The following is a 21,760-nucleotide window of genomic DNA, read 5'->3' as shown; positions in this document are numbered from 1 at the left end:
CCCTTATGGATGGCGGTGGGTTACAGGCTGCGGGCGGTGATGTCGCCGTAGCTGGTGGTCGCGTGGATGCTGAGCGCGGCGTCGGTGCCGGCGCTGTTCTTCAGGGAGTTGCTGATCCGGCCGTGGCCGGTCCCGGCGTCGAGTACGGCCGAGACACCGGCCGCGGCGGCGACCTCGATGTCGCCCTTCTGGGTGCTGAGGGAGACCTCGCCGCCTGCGGCCTCGGCGATGCGGATGTCGCCGCGCTGAGTGCTGATCTCCGCGGGGCCGGCCAGCCGCCCGACCGCGACGTCACCGTCGTGCACGCTCAGCCGGACCTCGGCGGCCTCGTCGAGCTTGACCTGGCGGTAGCCGCCCTCGAAGACGACCTCGCCGAGCCGCCCCACGCCCCGCAGCTCGGCGGCGCCGGACTTGCCCTCGATGCGGGAGCCGGCCGGCAGCTGCACGGTCACCTCGACGGAACCGGAGTTGCCGAGGAGGCGGTTCTTGGCCGGCGCGGCCTCGATGCGCAGCACGCCGTCGGCGTAGGCGACCTCGATCTCCTCGACCGCCTTCAGGTCGCGGCTCTTGGAGGCGTCCGCGGGCCGGACCTCGACGACGGTGTCGGCGCGGTCGGCGGCGATGAACTGGATACGTCCGGCCGGGATGTCGAGCAGGGTGGAGACCGGGGTGGGGGTCTGGAACTTCTGCATCGTGCGCTCCTTGAATCCGTTGTTTCTGATGACAGAAACGCTACGTTGCGTTCACGAATCGAGCAATAGGATCGTTGCGTATAAAGCACGTTGTTGCTGTTCATCGGCTCGAAATCGTTGCAACCGACTGGACAGTAATGCAATGTTCCGTGCTCCAATTTTTGCAATGAGCTGGAGGTGAACGCTATATTGGGCGGCAGTACGCGACACGAAGGAGGCCGTGATGCCGGGAGGCAGGCTCACCCAGCAGGAACGTCAGCAGATCGCGCTGGGACTGGCCGACGGCCTCGCCTATGCGGAGATCGCCAGGCGCCTGGACCGTCCGACCTCGACGGTCACGCGCGAGGTCATGCGCAACGGCGGGCCCACGGCCTACCGTTCGGACCTCGCCCATCGCGCGACCGAGCGCCGCGCGCAGCGCCGCAAGCAGGCGCCGCCCCGGAATTCCCAAGCGTCCCTGGAGGCCTATGGGCGTGATGCCGAGGCCGTACGGGAGTACGGGGAGACACTGACGACCGTCTTCATGCAGTCGGGCATGCCCGCGATGATGGCCCGGGTGATGGCCTGCCTGCTCATCTCCGACACGCGCGGCCTCACCGCGGCCGAGCTCGTCCAGCGCCTCGAGGTCAGTCCGGCGTCCGTCTCCAAGGCGATCACGTTCCTGGAGAGCCAGGACCTCGTGGGGCGGACGCGCGACGAGGGCCGTCGGGAACGGTACTTCGTCGACGACGACATCATGTACGACTCGATGATGGCCAGCGCGCGCTCCACTGCCCAGGTCGCCGAGACCGCGCGGCAGGGCGTCGCCGTCCTCGGTGCCGACACGGGACCGGGCGTCCGCCTCGAAAACATCGGCCGCTTCCTGGACTTCGTCTCCGAGAGCATCGCCCGTGCGGCGGACCAGGCCCGCGACATTCTCCACACCAAGCCGGCTGCCTCCGGCGGAGACACCGACGGTGGTCGATGACCGTTTGCCGTCACCCTGAATGGGTGTGGGCATGACAGGCGCAGGCATGGCACCCTCCCTGTGAACGATCGGGTGACGGGGGACGGAGGAGGCGAGGCGGATGCGGGGGTGAGGGTGCTCAGGCCTTCGCGCGGAAGATGTCGATGTTCCCCCAGTTGGTCCGCACACGGACCTCGACGGAGTCCTCGGTCGGCTCGGGGGCCTCGGACGAGTTGAGCGTGTTGCGGACCTGCCCGTGCTTGGTGTTGAGGTCGAGCCAGGCGGCGGTGCCCTCGCGGATGCCGATCTCGACGTTCCCGTTGGAGGTCTCCAACTGGATGTTGCCGCGGGCGACTTCAGCGAGGCGGACGACGCCGTTGGTGGTGGTTCCGGTGACCGACGCCTCGGCGCGCGCGATGTCGATGGCGCCGTTGGTGCCGTTCAGTCGGAGCTCGCCGGTGACGGCGCCGACGGTCGTGGTGCCGTGCGAGCTCTTGAGCACGGCGGGGCCGTCGATGAGTCCGATGCGCACGTTGCCGGTGCTGCTGGTGATCTCTGCCGTTCCTTCGACCCGGTCGACGGTGCTCGACCCGTGCTGTGCCTTGAGCTGCAGCGGGCCGGTGGTGTCCAGGCGGACGTCGCCGGCCGAGGTCTTCAGGCGGACGTCGCCGAGTCGGCCCTCGCCGATCACATGGGTCCCCTCGCCGTCCAGGTCGAGGTTCGAGCCCGTGGGGAGTTCGACGGTCACGTCGACGGTGCCGCCGCGCCCGAGCATGTTCGCCTTGGGCGTGCGGAGAGTCAGAATGCCGCTGGTGCAGGAGACCTCGGTCTGCTCGGCCGTCCGGACGTCGAGGTCCTTCTTCGGGTCGCGGGGCCGCACTTCGACCACGGTGTCGAGGCGGTCGCTCGCGGTGAACCGGATGGAGCCGGCGTACACGTAGGCGGTGACCGAGATGGGTTCGAGAGTGTCGAAAGAAGGCATGGCTGTCCCGTCCTCATGAATCCTTGGATCGTCCCCGCTGGTGGGACGTGATGTGGGTGCTCCGCTTTGTCTGTCCTGGGGGTGTGGGCGCGGCTAACGCACCCAGCCCTTGAAGTTCTGTCCGAGATTGCGGGTCCGCTCCGTCGGCCGTTGCCGCGCCCCGCCGCTGTCGACCGCGGCCGACACGGCCCGCACCAACCACGCGTTGACGGAGAGGCCCTCGCGGCTCGCGGCCTCCTCGGCGCGTGCCTTGAGATGGGCCGGCAGGCGCAGGTTGACGCGGGCCGTGCCCCCTTCGTCGCCATCGGCCGGAGCCGGGGCTCTCGGCGGTTCGAGGGACTCGGAGGGTTCCGCCGGGCCGTTGTGGGTGGGGGGTGGTGTCACCACGAAGTCCGGGTCGACCCCACGCAGCCGTACGTCGACCGACCCGGGGGCGAGCTCGCGGGTGATCTCGTCCATCGCGTCGGAGAGCACATTGAGCATGGCCAGCCTGGTCGCCGACTCCAGGGGGGCGGTGAGTCGGCGGGCCAGCTCGCGAGCATCGTCACCGCCGGCTTCGGCGGCCACCGCGAGTTCGCGGCGAAGGGTGTCGACGTAGGGGGTGAGGTCCATAACGCCATGATGGCACCATGATGGCACCACGGCAAGCCCGCATGGCGCCTCATGCTGGCGGGTCGTGCGAGATCCGCCCGGCGTGCTGTCGTGACCTGGGAAAACGTCTGGAAGAGGAGTTGTGTCATCGTGGCGCCGCGCTCGCCTCATCCTCCTTCAGGGGCGGGTGATGGCGCTGTGTGGCGCCAGATGGTGCCAAGTGGTGCCATCCGGTGCCATCCGGTGCCATCGACATGGCAAACGGGCCGGAACGCGTGTCGCGTCCCGGCCCGTCAGGCGTGCCTCACCAGTGGAAGGCCTCCCCGTCGGCCCGCTTCTCGATGCAGTACCTGCGGAAGGCCTCGGCCTTCGCGGCAACGGCTGCGTCCCCGGAACGCCTCGCGGCCTCTTCGTACCAGTCGAAGACGGCGGAGGCAGGCGTGTGCCGCTCGTAGTGGAGCGCGGCGAATCGACGGAAGTCCGAGCGCATGGATTCCCGGGTCATCGTCCGGCCGGAGTCCACGAGCTCCTCGATCTCCGCCTCTGTCGCCTCGGGGCGCTCGATGACGCGAATCGAATCGGTCGCGGGCGCTTCGTTGCGGATCGCCACAGGCTCCTCGGCGTCCGAGAAGTCCAGGCAGAGGGAGAGCCGGGCGGTACTCGCGGTGCTGCGCGCCGAATGCGGAACGGTCGTGTGTATCTTCCACACCTCGCCTCGGCGGAGGTGATAGACGATGTCATTCTCGGAATGGAGGGATTCCTCGCTGGTGCGCAGCGGAACCTGCACCCTGGTGCCGGGTTCGGCGAATTCGAGAAAATCCACATGAGGGGCCATGATGCCGTCGCGGAGGCTGAAGATGCGCACCCACTGCAAGCGGTCCAGGGAGAAATGCCCGGTCACCAGGGACATGATGCCGGGCAACTGCTTGCCCAGTTCGGTGAGGGCCAGGCGGTCGCTGTGGGGGCGGAAGGCGATGTCGGACTCGGCGCCGCTGCCGTTGGCCAGCACATGGCACGACCATGCCCCGAACGTGAGGGCGTCGTACTCCCCGCTGTACTCGTGGCGGTCCACGACGGACAACTCGGAGTCCAGATCGTATGAGTCGATGGGCAGCACCGCAAGCCGTTGCGACTTAAGCAACGAAACCCCCCTCACTGCGTGATTTTTTGACGCGCCGACCGTCACCACAAGACGCGTCGACCGTCACCAGAATTCGCAGGCTATCTGCGCGGTACGGGTAATAGCCAGAGAACCCGGGCTGTCGCCGGCTGTCCCGTCGGCGGGACAACCGGATGCCCGGGCGCACCGCACTGCCCTCTCTTGCGCGGGGTTTCCTCGGCTATTTAACTTGGCGGCACGAGTCACTCGCCCGGCGGAGAAGGAAAGGCTGCCAATGGAATTGGGGCCGCGGGTCCACCAGCAGGACGGACAGGATGAGGCGGCAGAACCGCAAGCCGCGCCTTCGGATGCACCGGTGTCACTCGCGCACGAAATCTCGGCGCTGTGGGGGGAATACCTTGACGGCCGCGCGGTCGGTGCGGATGACGACTTCTTCGCGCTCGGCGGCAATTCCCTGATCGGAATCAAGATCATCGACCGGATGCTCCGGGACTACGGCGTCGAATTGTCCGTGCGCGACTTCTATGTCGCGCAGACCCCGGCCCGGGTCGCCGAGTTGATCGCGCAGGGGAGGCCACGGACGTGAGGCTGACGCCGGAGACCGGGAACGACATCGATCTCGGCCTTGTCGACCTGTTCGACCTCGATCTCTACACCTCGGGCGATCCGCACGCCGTCTGGGACGTCATGCGGGAATCGGCACCCTTGCATCACCAAGTCCTGCCGGACGGCAGGGAGTTCTGGTCGGTGACGCGCTACGGCGACGTCTGCCGCGTGCTCGGCGACCACCGCGACTTCACCTCGGAGCGTGGGACAGTGGTCACCCACCTCGGCGTCGACGACGTCGCGGCGGGCAGGCTGATGACGTCCACCGATCCGCCCCGGCACACCCAGGTCCGCCGGGCGATCGGGGCCAGGCTCACCGCGCGGGCGGTGGCGCCCTGGGAGGACCGGATCCGGCAGGCGGTCGCACGCTTCCTCGAACCCGCGCTGGACGGCGGCACGTTCGATCTGGCCGAGCGGGCGCTGCTCCTCCCGGCGATCGTCACGGGCCCGATCCTGGGCATCCCGGAGCGGGACTGGGACGAACTCGTGCAGCTGACCGCGATGGTGACCGCCCCCTCCGACCCGCACTTCCAGCACGGCAGCGAAGCCGCCACGCTGGCCATCTCCCACCACGAGCTCGTCACCTACGTCACCGAGTGGGTCGGCCGGCGGCGGGCGGCCGGCGGCGAGGACGGCAGCCTGCTCGACCACCTCATGAACGTCCGTGCGGGAGACGCGCCGCTGACCGACGAGGAGATCGCCCTTGACGGCTACAGCATCCTCCTGGGTGCCAACGTGACGACTCCGCACACCGTCTCGGGCACGGTGCACGCCCTCGTCGAGCGGCCCGAGCAGTTCCAGAAGGCGCAGGCCGACCCTTCGCTGGTCCCGAACCTCGTCGAGGAGGGACTGCGCTGGACCTCGGCCGCGTGCAACTTCATGCGGTACGCGGTGCACGACATCGAGATCGGCGGGGGCACCGTCCCGGCCCGGGGCGCGGTCGTCGCATGGATCGGGTCCGCCAACCGGGACGCCTCCCAGTTCGCCGATCCGCACACCTTCGACATCACGCGGAGCGCCGCCAAGCGACATGTCGCGTTCGGGTTCGGACCGCACTTCTGCGTCGGCGGACCGCTGGCCCGGCTGACCCTGCGCATCTTCTTCGAGGAGCTGCTCCAGCGCTTCGCGTCGATCGAACTCGACGGCGAGCCAGAGCACTTGCGGTCGTTCTTCATCGCCGGAATGACCCACCTCCCCATCGTCGCCCAGAAACGACAGACGCCATGACATCCGGCCATACCGCCGCCACGTCCCCATGGTTCGTCCGGCCGCAGTCCCCCGATCCCTCCGGCCGCGTCTTCTGCTTCCCCTACTCCGGCACCGGAGCATCGGCCTTCAGCGCCTGGCCGGCGGCCCTCGACGACATCGAGATCTGCCCCCTGCAGTTCCCCGGCCGCGAGAACCGGCTGGGCGAACCCCACTACAACACCTACGAAAACCTCGCCGCCGACCTGATCGGACCACTGGCCCCGTTGCTCGACCGGCCGTTCGCGTTCTTCGGGCACTGCGCGGGGGCCCTGCCCGCCTACGAGACCGTCCTCCTGCTCGCCGAACTGGGTCTGCCCGGTCCGGACCGCCTCTTCGTGTCGGGCCAGCCGGCGCCGCACGACGCCGGCCAGGACCGGATGCTCACCATGGCCGCGCCCGAACTGCGTGCCGAGGTCGAGGCGTTCGTGCGCGGCCGGGGCATCGAGCCGCGGCCGGACATGATCGACATGGGAATGGCCGTGCTGCTCCGTGATCACGCCGCCGCGCGTCGGTATCACCGGGCCGAGCCGGTCGCGGTGGGCTGCCCCGTCGTCGTACTGCACTGGCGTGACGACCCGGACGTAAGCCTCGACCAGCTCCAGGGGTGGCATCGGTACTCGGAATCGGTCGACATCCGGGTCCTTGACGGCGGGCACCACGAGTTCGCGAAGGCGCCCGACGAACTGCGGAGGTTGTTGACCCGTTGGCGATGAACGCAGTGCGGCCCGAGATAGCCGTCATCGGCATGTCGTGCCGCTTCCCCGGCGTGCACGACCTGGGGGAGTTCTGGCACCTGCTGCTCGACGGGAGGTCGACCGTCGGAAGGCTTCCCGAACACCGGACAGTCCCCTCGAACCTCACTTCCCACCCCGACACCGCCACCCTGACCGCGGGTTCGTTCTTCGAGTCCGTCGACGGATTCGACGCGCCGTTCTTCGGCACCGGCCCGGCGGAAGCGGCCGCCATGGACCCCGTGCAGCGGCTCGGGCTGGAACTCGCCTGGGAGGCCGTGGAGGACGCCCGGCTGCCCGCGGCCTCGCTCGCCGGACGCGAGATCGACGTCCTGGTCGGCGCCGCGTCCTCCGGATACGACGTCCTGCGCCGGCAGTCGGGCAGCGACCGGGACGACCACTACACCGCACTCGGCTCCAGCGGCGCGTTGATCGCGAACCGGATCTCCGGCCTGTTCGACGTCCGCGGCATGAGCCTGTGCGCGGACTCGGGCCAGTCCTCCTCCCTGGTGTCGCTGGCGCTGGCCTGCGACCGGATACACGGCGGCGCGGTCGACATGGCGCTCGTGGGCGGCGTGAACCTGATCGTCGATCCGGGGGCGGGACTGGGCCTGGCGAATCTGGGTGCCCTCTCACCCGACGGCCGCTGCTTCACCTTCGACGAGCGGGCGAGCGGTTTCGTACGGGGAGAGGGCGGCGGATTCGTCGTGCTGAAGCGGCTCGACCTCGCCGTCGCCGACGGTGACCGCGTCTACGCGGTGGTGCGCGGCTGGAGTGTCGGCAGCGGCGGTGCCTCCTCGCGGATGCCGGATCCCAGCGCGGAAGCCCAGGCGGCGACCGTGCTGTCCGCTCTCGACCGTGCCGGTGTTCCGTTCGAGGGTGTCGACTACGTCGAGGCCCACGGCACCGGCACCCGGCTCGGCGATCCGGCCGAACTGTCAGGTCTGCGCGAGGTGTTCCGCGCCACCGGCCGTGACGGCCCCCTGGTGATCGGCTCGGTGAAGACGAACGTCGGACACCTGGAGCCTGCCGCCGGCATCGTCGGCTTCGTGAAGACGGCGCTCTGCGTGCACCACGCCCGTCTGGTCCCCAGCCTGAACTTCCGGTCCCCGAACCCCGCCGTACCGCACTTCCACGAGGACTTCGCAGTCCTCACGGCCGTGCGCCCCTGGTCGGGTACGCCGGACCGGCCACGCCGGGCAGGGGTCTCCGCGTTCGGGATGGGCGGCACGAACGCGCACGTGATCCTCGAAGAGGCGCCCCCGACACGGACGGAAGCCCGGCTCGCCGGCGAGGGAACGCCGCCGTGGGTGCTGTCGGCCCGCTCGGAGCCGGCCTTGCGCGAGCAGGCGGCACGGCTACGGGACCGCGTGAGCGCGGACGCGTCGCTGTCGGCTGCCGACGTCGGGTACTCCCTGGTGTCGACGCGAGCCTCGTTCGAACACAGGGCCGTACTGCTGGGCGGTGACCGTGCGCAAGCGCTGGGCAGGCTGGCCGCGGGCGAGGACCCGGCAGGAGTGATTCGCGGAGTGGCCTCTGGGCCGGTGGCGCCGGTGGTCTTCGTGTTCCCCGGTCAGGGCTCGCAGTGGGTCGGCATGGGGCGGCAGTTGTACGCCGAGTCGGATGTCTTCGCGCGCGGTATCGACGACTGCGCGGATGCCTTGGCGCCGTGGGTGGACTGGTCGCTGGTGAAGGTGCTGACCGGTGCGGAGCCGGCCGTGTCGTTCGACCGGGTGGATGTGGTCCAGCCGGCGCTGTTCGCGGTGATGGTGTCGCTCGCGCGGGTGTGGCGGTCGCTGGGGGTGGTCCCCGAGGCGGTGGTCGGGCACTCGCAGGGCGAGATCGCCGCGGCCTGTGTGTCGGGCGCGCTGTCGCTGGCGGACGCGGCCAAGGTCGTGGCCGTCCGCAGCCGCGCCCTGACCGAACTGGCCGGACCGGGCGGCGGGATGAGCGCGGTGTCCGCTTCCCCGGCGTGGGTCGAGGAACGGTTGGGACGCTGGTCCGGGCGGCTCGCCATGGCCGCCGTCAACGGACCGGCGTCGGTGGTGATCTCCGGGGACGACGAGGCGCTGGACGGGTTCGCCGCGGCGGCCGAAGGCGACGGGGTCCGGGTGCGACGGGTCAAGGTGGACTACGCGTCCCACTCCCATCACGTCGAACGCATCCGTGAACGCCTGCTGGCGGACCTCGCGGACGTCTCGCCGAGGGCGACGGCGGTGGAGTTCCACTCCACGGTCACTGCGAAGGTGCTCGACCCACTCGCGCTCAGGGGCTCGTACTGGTACGACAACCTGCGCTCGATGGTGCGGTTCGGCGAGGTCGTCGAGCAGCTGATGCGCGAGCGCGGCGGGGCCTTCGTGGAGGTGAGTCCGCGTCCGGTGCTGACGGTGGCGATGGAGGAGACCGCCGACGTGCTGAGCGCCCCACCACCGGTGGTGGGCACCCTCGACAAGGACGACGGGGGCGTGGGCAGGGTCCTGGCGTCGCTGGCCGAACTGCACGTGCGCGGTGTGCCGGTGGACTGGACGGAGGTCTTCGCCGCGCACCGACCCCGCCGGATCGACCTGCCGACCTATCCCTTCCAACGGCGGCCGTATTGGCTGACGGCGCCCGAGGACACCGGCTCCACGGATCCGGGTCCCGTCCCGCAGGCGATCGGATCGGAGTCGTCGGCCCTGAAGCTCGTGTGCGCCGCGACGGCTGCGGTGCTGAGCGCGAAGGGCGCCGGCCCGACCGACGCCGATCTCGCGGCAAGGTCGACCGAAACCTTCAAGGACCTCGGGTTCGACTCCTCGATGGCCGTGCGGCTCCGCAACCGGCTCACCAAGGCGGCCGGAGTCCGGCTGGCGGCCACTGTCGCGTTCACCTATCCGACCCCGCAGGCGCTCGGGCGCCACCTCTTCTCCCTCCTCGCGCCGGAGGTGCCGGGAGCCCCGGACACCGAAGGCCCGGAAAGCCGCGGTGACGACGAACTGTTCGAACTGATCGACCGCGGATACGTCTGAGCAAGTCATGGGGGAGGCCCAGGTGGAAGACGTCGACAAGCTCCGGTCCTACCTGCGACGCGCCGTCGGCGACGCGCAGACGCTGCGCGAGCGGGTGCGGGAGCTGGAGGAGTGCGCTCGCGAGCCCGTCGCGGTCGTGGGCGCGGGGTGCCGCTTCCCCGGCGGGGTCACGTCCCCCGAAGAGCTGTGGCGGCTGGTGTCCGACGGCGTGGACGCGATAGGCGGCTTCCCGCGCGACCGTGGCTGGGACGTGGAGGCGTTGTACGACCCGGACCCCGAGGCGCGCGGGAAGACGTACACCCGCTCGGGCGGGTTCCTGTCCGGACTCGCCGACTTCGACGCACCGTTCTTCGGGATCAGCCCGCGCGAGGCGCTCGCGATGGATCCGCAGCAGCGGCTGATGCTGGAGACGTCCTGGGAGGCACTGGAGCGGGCGGGGATCGACCCGGCCGGGTTGCGCGGCTCAGCGACCGGGGTGTTCACCGGGATCTACGGCGTCGACTACGGCCCGCGGCTTGGCGGCGGTGGCGGTGGGGAGACGGAGGGTTTCGCGATCGCGGGGACGTACACCAGTGTGGCCTCGGGCCGGGTGGCGTACGTGCTGGGGCTGGAAGGTCCCGCGGTGTCGGTGGACACCGCCTGCTCGTCCTCGCTGGTGGCGGTGCACCAGGCCGTGCGGTCCCTGCGGTCGGGGGAGTGCACGTTGGCGCTGGCCGGCGGGGTGTCGGCGCTGCCGACTCCGGGGTTGTTCGTGGAGGCGGCCCGGCAGCGGGGTCTGTCGGCCGACGGGCGCTGCAAGTCGTTCGCGCAGGCGGCCGACGGCACCGGCTGGGGCGAGGGCGCGGGCGTGCTCGTGCTGGAGCGGCTGTCGGACGCGCTGCGCAACGGACGCCGGATCCGGGCGGTGATCCGGGGCTCGGCGATCAACCAGGACGGCGCCTCCAACGGGCTGACGGCGCCGAACGAACTGGCGCAGCGCCGGGTCATCCGAGCGGCCCTGGCCGATGCCGGCCTCACACCGGGCGACGTGGATGCGGTGGAGGCCCACGGGACCGGCACGAAGCTGGGTGACCCCATCGAGGCGGAGGCGCTGCTGGCCGCCTACGGACAGGACCGGGACCCCGGCAGCCCGCTGTGGCTGGGTTCGCTGAAGTCGAACATCGGGCACACGCAGGCGGCCGCGGGCGTCGGCGGGATCATCAAGATGATCATGGCGATGCATCACGGGGTGCTGCCCAGGACGCTGCACGTGGACCGGCCGACCCAGCATGTCGACTGGTCGGCGGGGACGGTGCGGCTGCTGACCGGGGCGAGGGAGTGGCCGAGCGCACCGGGGCGGCCCCGGCGCGCGGGAGTGTCGTCGTTCGGGGTCAGCGGGACGAACGCGCACGTGATCCTCGAGGAACCTCCCGAGACCGTCGAGCGGACACCTACCGACGTCCCCGGTGCGGTGCCGTGGGTGCTGTCGGCCCGGTCCGCCGAGGCACTGCGGGAACAGGCGGAGCGGCTGCGGGACAGCCCGGCCATGGACCTGCCGACGGCCGACGTGGGGCACTCCCTCGTGGGGACGCGCTCCTTGTTCGAACACCGCCAGGTCGTCATCGGCGCGGACCGGGAGGAACTCCTCGCCGGCCTGGACGCCGTCGCCGCCGGCAGCCGGAACCCGGCCGGTGTGGTGTCCGGCGTCGCCGGACCGGTCGGCAGGACGGTGTTCGTCTTCCCCGGCCAGGGCTCGCAGTGGGCCGGGATGGGGCGTGAACTGTGGGAGTCCTCCCCGGTGTTCGCCGAGCGGATGCGCGCGTGCGAGGACGCCCTGGCACCGTGGGTGGACTGGTCGTTGAGCGACACCGTGTGCGGCGGCCCGAATGCGGGCGACCTGGACCGGATCGAGGTCGTCCAGCCGGTGCTGTTCGCGGTGATGGTGTCGCTGGCGCGGGTGTGGCGGTCGCTGGGGGTGACACCGGACGCGGTGATCGGCCACTCCCAGGGCGAGATCGCCGCCGCCTGCGTCGCCGGTGCACTGCCCCTGCCGGACGCGGCCAGGATCGTGGCCGTACGGTCCCGGATACTGGCCACCAGCGCCCAGGACGGCGGTATGGCCGGGATCGTGCTGCCCGAGCACCGGGTGCGGGAGCTGCTGGAGCGGACGGGGTCACGGGCCGCGATCGCCGCGATCAACGGGCCGTACTCGACGACGGTCGCGGGGGAGGCCTCGGCGGTCCGGGAACTGGTCGCGATCTGCGAGTCCGAGGGCACCCGCGCGCGCTGGATCCCGGCGGGCGTGCCCGGCCACTCACCGCTGATGGACCGGTTCGAGGACCGGCTCCTCGGCGAGCTGGGCGGAATCACCCCCACGTCCTCGCCGGTGGAGTTCTACTCCACGGTGACCGGCGGACCGATCGACACCGCGGAGCTGGACGCCGTCTACTGGTTCCGCAACATGCGCGAACCGGTCCGCTTCGAAGCGGCCGTGAAATGCCTCCTCGACGCGGGGTACGGCGCCTTCGTCGAGGCCAGCCCGCACCCCCTGCTCACGATCAACATCCAGGACATGCTCGACCACACCCCCGGCGCCGAGGGCGTGGTGGTCGGCTCGCTGCGCCGTGGCGACGGCGGCCTCAAGCGGTTGTACCGGTCGGCGGCCGAGGCCTTCGTGGCGGGCGTCGAGGTGTCCTGGGAGACGGTGTTCCCGGGCCGGGACGGCCATTGGGCCGAGCTGCCCACGTACCCATTCCAGCGGCAGCGCCACTGGCTGAGCACACCCGCGGAGACCACCACCCGCGCCACCTCGGACCACCCGCTCCTCGACGCCGTGATCGACCTGCCCGGCGACGCGGAGCACGGTGGAGTGGTGGGCAGCGGGCGCCTGTCACCGCGGCAACACCCTTGGCTGTACGACCAGACGGTCCACGGCGCCGTGGTGGCACCGGCGTCGATGCTGGTGGAGCTGGCGGCGTGGGCGGCCCACCGGGTGGGATGCGACGTCGTCGACGAACTCACGCTGGAGACACCGTTGGTGCTGTCCCGGACGGCCGACCGCGAGATCCGGGTCGTCGTCGACGGCAAGGGCGTCCTCGGCGTGCACTCGCGGGGCGAGGGCGAATCCGCGTGGATCCGGAACGCCGTCGGGTCCGTCACCGGAGTAACCCGCGCGGAGGAAGGACTCGTTGCGTGGCCTCCCGAGGGCGCGGTCGAGGTGCCGTTCGAGAAGGAGAGCGGGCTGAAGCACGTCTGGCGCCGCGACGAGGTCCTGTACGCCGATGCGGAACTTCCCGCCCAGGACGGAACGGATCGGCGCGGCTTCCGGATCCACCCGGCCTTGCTCCACGCCGCGTTGGGCGCGATCGGGCTCGGGTGGTTCGTCGACGACCCCCGGGCCGAGGACTGGCTGCCGTACCGCTGCACGGGGATCCATCTGAACTCCACGAGGTCGGCGACCGCGCTGCGGGTCCGGTTGGCGCCCGCAGGCGAGAACGCGGTCTCCGTTGCCGTGTCGGATCAGGACGGAACACCGCTCGGCGGCGTCGATTCGCTGCTCCTGCGGCCCGTTGACGTCGGCCGGCTGAGCGAGCTGGATTCCGTCCACCAGGACGCGCTGTTCCGGATGGACTGGACACCGTTTCCGGTGCCGTCCGGCACGGCCTCCGGCCGGTACGCCGTGGTGGGCCCGTCCGCCGCGGGCCGGGACGGAGCGGCCCATGCCTCCCTCGGTGACCTCGCCGCCTCCGGCCCGACGATCCCCCCTGTCGTCATCGCCCGGGTGGAAGGGGCGGCCGACGGCGACACCCCCGCCTCTGCCGAGCGGAACGTCCACCAAGTGTTGTGCTGGACGCGGGACTGGCTCGCCGACGACCGGTTCACCGACTCCCGCCTGGTCGTCGTGACCCGCGATGCGATCCACGACGACCACGTGCCCCACCCCGACCCCGCGGCGGCCGCGGTCTGGGGATTCGTCCGCAGCGCACAGACCGAGAACCCGGGCCGGTTCGTGCTCGTGGACACGGACGACGAGGCCGCTTCACGTGCCTGTGTCGCGGCCGTCGCCGCGAGCGGGGAACCCCAGCTCAAGATCCGGGCCGGCGTGGTGACCACCCCTCGGCTGGTGCCTGTCCAGGGCACGGCCGCCCGGCGTCGGCCCCTCGACGGCACCGTCCTGATCACCGGTGGCACCAGCGGCCTGGGGGCGATGCTGGCCCGCCATCTCGTACGGCGGCACGGCGTGGGCCGGCTGGTGCTCGCCGGCCGGCGAGGGCCGGCGGCACCTGCGGCGGCCGGGCTGAAGGAGGAACTGACCGCGGCGGGGGCGCACGTCGAGATCGTCGCCTGCGATGTCACCAGCCGCGACTCAGTCGCCCGGCTGATCGCCGCGGTGCCCGACGAGCACCCGCTGACGGCTGTGGTCCACTGCGCGGCCGTACTGCGCGACGGGGTCGTCGAGGCGCTCACCGAGGACCGGGTCGACGAGGTACTGGCGCCGAAGGTGCGCGGTGCCTGGTACCTGCATGAACTGACCCGGCACCTGGATCTGTCCGCGTTCGTGCTGTTCTCCTCGGTCGCGGGCGTCCTCGGAACGGCGGGACAGGCCAACTACGCGGCGGCCAACGCCTTCCTCGACGGGCTGGCTCAGGCCCGCCGCGCCGAGGGTCTGGCCGCCGGCTCGTTGTGCTGGGGCTACTGGGCCGAGCGCACCGAGGCGGGCGCCGCCCTCGGTGCGGGGGACGTCGAACGACTGCAGCGGCAGGGCGTGCGGCCGATGGCGTCGCACGAGGGGCTCGCCCTCTTCGACGCGGCGCTCTCGCGGGACGAGCCGGTGCTGGTGCCCGCGCGGCTGGACCCGTCTGTCCCGGGCGTGCCGCTGCTGCGCGGCATGGCGGCGCCTCCGTCCGGCCGGAGGAGCCGGGGAGCCGGCGACGCCGGGCTCGCGCGGCGGGTGAGGGCGCTGTCCCGGCCCGATGCGGAAGGAGTGCTCCTCGATGCCGTACGGGCGCAGACCGCGATCGTGCTCGGCCACGCCGGAACCGAACGGGTCCGTCCCACCAGGGCGTTCAGGGATCTCGGCATCGACTCGCTCATGGCGCTGGAGCTGCGGAACAGGCTGGCGGAGGTCACCGGCCTGAAACTGCCCGCCACGCTCGCCTTCGACCACCCGAACCCGAGCGCCCTCGCACGGTTCCTGACCGAGGGGCTCCAGCCCGGCGCCGACCGGGAATCCCCGGCCGGCCGCCTCGCCAAGGAGATCGAAGGACTGGGCGCCCGGCTGACGGACGTACTGCTCGAACTCGCCGAGGAGGACAGAAGCACCATCGCCGCCCTTCTCGGCGAGCTGCACGGTCGGGTTCGCACGGCGGGGGGCGACGCATCACCGGTGGGCATCGTCGACCGGATCAGTTCGGCATCAGCCGGCGAGCTTCTCTCGCTGCTGGACAAAGAGCTCGGCCAGGGAGAGCGATGACACACGACAACGACGCCGAAGTTCTCGACTACCTCAAGCGGACCTCGATCGAGCTGATCGAGACCCGTCGGCGCCTGAACGAGCTGACGGAGGCCGCCGCGGAGCCCATCGCGATCGTCGGTGTCGGCTGCCGCTTCCCGGGCGGGGTGGCGTCGCCGGAGGCGCTGTGGGAGTTGGTGGCGGCGGGCCGGGACGCGGTATCGCGTTTCCCCGAGGACCGCGACTGGGACCTGGACGCCCTGTACGACCCGGATCCGGACCGGCCGGGCACCTGCTACACCCGCTCCGGCGGATTCCTGTACGACGCCGGTGACTTCGACGCCGACTTCTTCGGGATCAGCCCCCGCGAGGCACTGGCCGCCGATCCTCAGCAGCGGCTGCTCCTGGAGACCTCCTGGGAGTCACTGGAGCGGGCCGGCATCGACCCGCGGACCCTGCGCGGCAGCAGCACCGGCGTCTTCGCCGGCATCGCGTACTTCGGATACGGCAACCACGTCCACACGCCCGAGGCCATCGCGGGCTACGGGCAGACCGGTTCGCTGCTCAGCGTGGCGTCCGGGCGGGTGGCGTACGCGCTGGGTCTGGAGGGCCCGGCGCTGTCGATCGACACCGCGTGCTCCTCATCGCTGGTGGCGGTGCACCAGGCCGTGCAGTCGCTGCGGCAGGGCGAGTGCACGCTGGCGCTGGCCGGGGGCGTCACCGTCATGGCGACGACACAGGTCTTCCGGGAGATGTCGCGGCAGCGGGGCCTGGCGGCGGACGGCCGGTGCAAGGCCTTCGCCGAGGCGGCCGACGGCACCGGCTTCTCCGAGGGCGCGGGCATGCTGGTCCTGGAGCGGCTGTCGGACGCCCGGCGGGCCGGACGCCGGATCTCGGCGGTGATCCGAGGCTCGGCGATCAACCAGGACGGCGCGTCCAACGGGCTGACCGCACCGAACGGCCCGTCCCAACAGCGGGTGATACTCGCTGCGTTGGCGAACTCCCGGGTCCGGGCGGACGAGGTGGACGTGGTCGAGGCCCACGGCACCGGCACGACACTGGGCGATCCGATCGAGGCGCAGGCGGTGCTGGCCACCTACGGACAGGACCGCGATCCCGACCGGCCGCTGTGGCTCGGGGCGTTGAAGTCGAACATCGGGCACACGCAGGCGGCCGCGGGAGTCGGCGGCATCATCAAGATGATCATGGCGATGCGTCACCGGACCATGCCCAAGACCCTGCACGTGGACCGCCCGACGACGCGGGTGGACTGGTCGGCCGGGGCGGTGGAACTGCTGGCCGGGACCATGAAGTGGCCGAGCGTCCCCGGACGGCCCCGGCGCGCGGGCGTGTCCGCCTTCGGGGCCAGCGGCACCAACGCACATCTGATCCTGGAGGAGGCTCCCGAGGAAGAGGCGCCCTGCGCCTCCGAGCCGCTGACCGGCCTTGTTCCGTGGGTCGTGTCGGCACGCTCGGAGAGCGCACTGCGGGCGCAGGCGGGTCGGCTGCGCGACTCCACCGCCGCCGACCCGGACGCCGAAATCGCCGACATCGGCGGGTCCTTGGCGTCGACCCGGTCGCAGTTCGAGCATCGCGCGGTGGTGCTGGGACGCGACCGGGAGGAACTGCTGCTCGGTCTCACGGCGCTGCGCGACGGCACGGAGTCCGCCGCGGTCGCACGGGGCGTCGCCGGTGAAGTCGGCGGCACAGCCATCCTGTTCCCCGGACAGGGCACCCAATGGGCAGGAACGACGCGGCAGTTGTACAACACCTTCCCGGTCTTCGCTCACACCCTCGACGAGATCTGCGCACACTTCGACGCCCATCTCCCGTACAGCCTGCGTACGTTGCTGCTCGCCGACGCGCCCACGGAGGACGGAGCGGCCCGCACGGACATCGCACAGCCGGCCCTGTTCGCGCTGGAGGTCAGCCGATACCGGCTCCTGATGACGCTCTGCGGGCAGCCGAGCCACCTGATCGGCCACTCCATCGGCGAGATCGCCGCCGCCCATGTGTCCGGCGCCCTGGACCTCGACAGCGCGACGCGCCTCGTGGCCGCGCGCGGGCGCGCCATGCAGAAGGCCGAGCGGGGCGCGATGGTCGCGGTCCGCGCCTCGCAGGACCGGGTCGGCGCCCTTCTCGGCGCCTACGACCGGATCGGCGTCGCCGCCGTCAACGGCCCGGAGTCGGTCGTGGTCTCGGGTGTCCGCGACGAGGTCCTCGACCTCCGGGACCGTCTCGTCGCCGACGGTGTGTCGGCGAAACTCCTCGACGTCGACCACGCCTTCCACTCCCCGCTCATGGACCCGGTCCTGGAGGAGTTCGCGAGGTCGATCGGCGCACTCCCGGCGGGCCGCATGACCATCCCGGTCGTCTCGACGAGACTGGGCCGCGAGGCCACGCTCGAGGAACTGACCTCCGCCGCCCACTGGGTACGGCACATCCGCGAACCCGTGCGCTTCCACGAAGCCGTGGAGCACGCCCGTACGGCCGGAACCGGCGCTTTCCTCGAACTGGGCCCGGGATCGACCCTCACGAGCATCACCAAGGAGGCGTTCGCCGCCGAGGGCGTGGACGACGCGGTGGTCCTGTCGGCGGCCCGGCGGGGCCGGGACGCGGTGGAGACGCTCGTCGACTCGCTGGCCCACCTGCACGTCCGGGGCGGGGACGTGGACTGGGACGCCCTGTTCGGCCCCCGCCGCCGGGTGGACCTTCCGACGTACGCGTTCCAACGGCGGCGGTACTGGCTGGACTTCCAGTCCGGGACGGGTAGGGCGGATGTCTCCTCCGCCGGGCTGGCGGCCCCGGAACACCCCTTGCTGGGTGCGGTGGTCGACCACCCCGGCACCGGCGAGGTGGTGTTCACCGGCCAGTGGTCCCTGCGCACCCACGAATGGCTGTCCGATCACGCCGTGTTCGGCGCGGTGGTCGTACCGGCGACGGCCTACCTGGACCTGGCGCTGTGGGTCGGCGACGCCGTCGGCTGCTCCGCGGTCGACGAACTCTCCCTGGAAGTGCCCCTGATCCTTCCCGACCCGGGCGGCGTGCGGGTACGGATCGTCGTCGGCGCGGCAGACGAGAGGGGGCACTGCTCCCTGGACGTGTACGCGCGGCCCGTCGACGACGAGCGAACGGCCGGCGACTGGACCCGGCACGCCGCGGGGAGACTCGCACCGAGCGCGGCGACGACGGCCACGCGGACCGACGAAGCGCAATCCCTCGCCGTGTGGCCACCGCCCGAGGCGCGGCAACTGCCCATCGACAGCTTGTACGACTCCTTCGCGGACGCGGGCTTCGACTACGGGCCGGCCTTCCGCGGGCTGCGCGAGGTATGGCGGCGCGGCGACGACCTCTTCGCCACGGCGACCTTGCCCACGACCGCCGACGGTTCGGACGATGCCGGTTTCGCCCTGCATCCGGCGCTGCTGGACTCCGCGCTGCACGCGGTCGTGGCCGGCGGGGTGGTCGAGATCGGGAGAGACCGGGGCTGGATGCCGTTCTCGTGGTCTGGGGCGGAGCTGTACGGGGAGTGCGGCCCGACCGTGCGGATCCGGATCTCGCCGGCCGGCGAGGCCGCCGTGTCGGTGACGGCCGCGGACGAGCACGGCCGCGAGATCGCGCACATCGGGGCGTTGACGTTCCGGCAGGCGAGTCCCGGGCAACTGTGGGCGGCGAGCGCCGGATCCGGACAGTCGCTGTATCAGGTGGCATGGCGACCGGTCCGCTCGCCCGAGCGGGAGGCCGATCGGGGGCGGTGGGGCGTTCTCGGTGCGAAAGACGGTCCGGCGTCCCGTCTCGCCGACGCACCCGAGTTCTACGCGTCCTTCGACGAGGTGCTCGCGGGGCAGGCACCCCGGCACCTCGTGCTCTGGGTGGACGATATCGTCGGCACCGAGCCCGACTTGACCGCCGTGAACACGCGTGTGCTGGCGCAGGTCCAGCGGTTCCTCGCCGAGGACGCGTTCGCCGCATCCACGCTGGTGGTCCTCACCCGCCTCGCCACCGGTGTCCGGGAGAGCGTCGAAAGCCTTTTCGGCGCGTCCGTCTGGGGCCTGATCCGGTCCGCCATGACCGAACACCCCGGCAGATTGCGGCTGTTGGACGTCGACGACGAGGAAGCGTCCTGGGCGCTCCTCGCGGCCGCCCTCGCCCTTGACGAGGACCAACTGGCCCTGCGTGGGGGTGAGTTGCTCGCTCCCCGGATCACGGAGACCTCACCCCCGAGCACCCGGATCGAGCCGCCGGCCTCGGGCGCGCATCGGCTGGGCATTCCCCGCAAGGGGACGCTGGAGAACCTGATCTGGGTGCCGTGCCCGGAGGTGGAGGCGCCCCTGACGAGCGGGCAGGTGCGCCTCGCCGTGCACGCCGCCGGGCTCAACTTCCGGGACGTCACGATCGCCCTGGGCCTGGTGGAACGGACGGCCATCGACGCCGGGATCGGCAGCGAGGGCGCCGGAACCGTGCTGGAGGTCGCGGACGACGTCACTACTCTCGCACCGGGCGACCGGGTGACGGGCATCTTCTCCGGCGCTTTCGGCCGCGTGGCCGTGGCCGACCACCGCCTGCTCATGCCCGTCCCCGACGACTGGAGCTACGTCGAGGCCGCGTCCGTGCCGGGCGCCTTCCTCACCGCTTACTACGCCCTCTTCCACGTGGCCCGTCTGGAGAAGGGCCGTCGGATCCTCGTCCACGCGGCGGCGGGCGGCGTCGGGATGGCCGCCGTACAACTGGCCAAGCACGTCGGTGCCGAGGTCTACGGGACCGCGAGCCCGGCCAAGTGGGCCGCCCTGCGCGCCCTGGGCCTGGACGACGCGCATCTGGCCTCGTCGCGGGATGTGGAGTTCGCGGACGCCTTCCTCGAATCCTCGGGCGGCCGCGGGATGGACGTCGTGCTGAACTCCCTCGCGCACCACTTCGTCGACGCCTCGCTGAAGCTGCTCCCCGGAGGCGGGAGCTTCGTGGAGATGGGGAAGACGGACGTCCGCGATCCCGAGCGGGTGGCGGCCGGTCATCCAGGCGTCGACTACCGCGCCTTCGACCTCTACGAGGCCGGCCCGGACGTCATCCACGAGATGTTCCGCGCCGTCATGGAACTGTTCACCGACGGGCAGTTGCACCTGAACCCGATCGCCGTCCGGGACATCCGCGACGCGCGCGGGGCGTTCCGCGAGATGAGCCAGGGCCGCCACACCGGGAAGATCATCTTCGATCTGGGGAGCGGCTTCGGCAGTGGGACCGTGCTGGTCACCGGTGGGACCGGGGGAGTGGGCTCGCTGGTCGCCCGGCATCTCGTCACCGAACACGGGGTGCGCAGCCTGGTGCTGGCGAGCCGTCGGGGCTTTGCGGCCGACGGGGCGACGGAACTGGTCGCCGAGCTGACGCGAGCGGGCGCGGCCGTCAAGGTGGTGGCCTGCGATGTCGCGGACCGGGACGCAGTGGCCCGGCTGCTCGCGGACATGCCTCCCGGGTATCCGCTGACGGCGGTCGTGCACGCGGCGGGTGAGCTGGCGGACGGCACTGTCGAGTCGCTGACCCCGCAGAGCCTCGATCGCGCGCTGCGCGCCAAAGTCCTCGGCGCGGTCAACCTGCACGAGCTGACCCGGGAACACCATCTCTCGGCGTTCATCCTGTTCTCCGCCCTCGCGGGCACGCTCGGCACAGCCGGGCAGGCGGGCTACGCGGCCGCGAACGGGTTCCTGGACGGTCTGGCGGCGCAGCGCAGGGCCTCCGGTCTGGCCGGTATCTCACTGTGCTGGGGCTGGTGGGAGCAGCGCAGCGGCATGACCGGGAACCTGGCCGAGGCCGATCTCGCGCGGGTCCGCAGGCTCGGCGTCGCCGAGATGCCGACCGCCGAGGCACTGGCCCTGTTCGACGCGGCGCGCGCCGTCGACCACCCGGTGGTGATCCCGGCCCGGTTGGATATCGCCGCCCTGCGCGACAGGAACGGCGAGGATTCGCCACCCATCCTGGGTGAGCTCGTCGCCACCGGTCGCCCGGCGCGCAACAGGGTGAGCAGGACCGGGGACGGCGGCCTGCCCGCACGGCTCGCCGCCCATCCGGCGGGCGAGGCGGAGACGGCCGTACTGGACTGGGTCCGCGAACAGGTCGCCGTCGTGCTCGGGCACCCGGCCGGCACGCCCCTCGATGCCGACCAGGCGTTCACTCAGCTCGGCTTCGACTCGCTGACCTCCGTCGAACTGTGCAACCGCCTGGCCTCCGCGACCGGACTGCGCCTGCCGACCACCCTCGTCTTCAGCTACCCCACACCGCGCGAGCTCGGCGGGCACATCGCCGGCCTGCTGCGCCCGGCACCGGGCACGAGCTCGAACGACACCGCTTCGGACGAACTGGCCGCCATGGACCTGGAAGCACTCGTCGACCTGGCTCTGGACGAGAGGGGCAACTGAC

11 protein-coding genes are annotated in these 21,760 nt (G+C 71.4%); 7 read left to right on the top strand and 4 right to left on the bottom strand.

Features of this window, described 5'->3' with window-relative positions; all coding sequences use genetic code 11:
- Positions 1–20: 20 nt before the first annotated feature.
- Entirely contained in the window at positions 21–692 is a 672-nt protein-coding gene (locus tag ACQF4J_RS02315; protein ID WP_351567966.1) for a DUF4097 family beta strand repeat-containing protein, read from the bottom strand.
- 223 nt (positions 693–915) lie between these two features.
- On the opposite strand from ACQF4J_RS02315, the gene ACQF4J_RS02310 reads away from it, so the two are divergent.
- A complete protein-coding gene (locus ACQF4J_RS02310) occupies positions 916–1,659 on the top strand; it encodes a GbsR/MarR family transcriptional regulator (RefSeq protein ID WP_351567969.1) in 744 nt (247 codons plus the stop codon).
- 118 nt (positions 1,660–1,777) lie between these two features.
- Here the strand turns inward: ACQF4J_RS02310 and ACQF4J_RS02305 are convergent, their stop codons facing one another.
- The 3 genes from ACQF4J_RS02305 to ACQF4J_RS02295 form a co-directional block, all read right to left on the bottom strand.
- Positions 1,778–2,620 carry a DUF4097 family beta strand repeat-containing protein gene (locus tag ACQF4J_RS02305; protein WP_351567972.1) on the bottom strand — a complete coding sequence of 281 codons (843 nt, stop codon included), beginning with the start codon at positions 2,618–2,620 and terminating at the stop codon, positions 1,778–1,780.
- A gap of 93 nt (positions 2,621–2,713) precedes the next feature.
- Complete coding sequence (locus ACQF4J_RS02300) at positions 2,714–3,232, bottom strand: hypothetical protein (protein ID WP_351567975.1); 519 nt, start codon at positions 3,230–3,232, stop codon at positions 2,714–2,716.
- A 283-nt stretch (positions 3,233–3,515) separates the two neighbouring features.
- Entirely contained in the window at positions 3,516–4,367 is an 852-nt protein-coding gene (locus tag ACQF4J_RS02295; RefSeq protein WP_351801189.1) for a putative nonproteinogenic amino acid hydroxylase, read from the bottom strand.
- A 238-nt stretch (positions 4,368–4,605) separates the two neighbouring features.
- Here ACQF4J_RS02295 and ACQF4J_RS02290 point away from each other — a divergent pair, with 238 nt between their 5' ends.
- The 6 genes from ACQF4J_RS02290 to ACQF4J_RS02265 are packed head-to-tail and all read left to right on the top strand — an operon-like array spanning position 4,606 to position 21,759.
- Positions 4,606–4,917: a phosphopantetheine-binding protein gene (locus tag ACQF4J_RS02290; RefSeq protein ID WP_351567985.1), complete on the top strand. Its 312-nt coding sequence runs from the start codon at positions 4,606–4,608 to the stop codon at positions 4,915–4,917.
- The gene (locus ACQF4J_RS02285) at positions 4,914–6,164 is read left to right on the top strand and encodes a cytochrome P450 (RefSeq protein WP_351567989.1); all 1,251 of its coding nucleotides are present in this window, start codon (positions 4,914–4,916) and stop codon (positions 6,162–6,164) included. Before ACQF4J_RS02290 ends, ACQF4J_RS02285 begins: the two co-directional genes overlap by 4 nt.
- Entirely contained in the window at positions 6,161–6,898 is a 738-nt protein-coding gene (locus tag ACQF4J_RS02280) for a thioesterase II family protein (RefSeq protein ID WP_351567992.1), read from the top strand. The genes ACQF4J_RS02285 and ACQF4J_RS02280 overlap by 4 nt, the downstream gene beginning before the upstream one ends.
- Positions 6,895–9,921, top strand: coding sequence for a type I polyketide synthase (locus ACQF4J_RS02275; RefSeq protein ID WP_427164361.1), 3,027 nt, complete (start codon positions 6,895–6,897; stop codon positions 9,919–9,921). The genes ACQF4J_RS02280 and ACQF4J_RS02275 overlap by 4 nt, the downstream gene beginning before the upstream one ends.
- A 22-nt stretch (positions 9,922–9,943) precedes the next feature.
- Positions 9,944–15,373, top strand: coding sequence for an SDR family NAD(P)-dependent oxidoreductase (locus tag ACQF4J_RS02270; RefSeq protein ID WP_427164360.1), 5,430 nt, complete (start codon positions 9,944–9,946; stop codon positions 15,371–15,373).
- On the top strand, positions 15,370–21,759 hold the full coding sequence (locus tag ACQF4J_RS02265) for a type I polyketide synthase (protein ID WP_427164359.1): 6,390 nt from the start codon (positions 15,370–15,372) through the stop codon (positions 21,757–21,759). Before ACQF4J_RS02270 ends, ACQF4J_RS02265 begins: the two co-directional genes overlap by 4 nt.
- Position 21,760: the final 1 nt, after the last annotated feature.

Source organism: Streptomyces sp. C1-1, assembly GCF_050214755.1.
Classification (GTDB): Bacteria; Actinomycetota; Actinomycetes; order Streptomycetales; family Streptomycetaceae; genus Streptomyces.
This window is presented reverse-complemented; position numbering and strand designations above follow the sequence as displayed.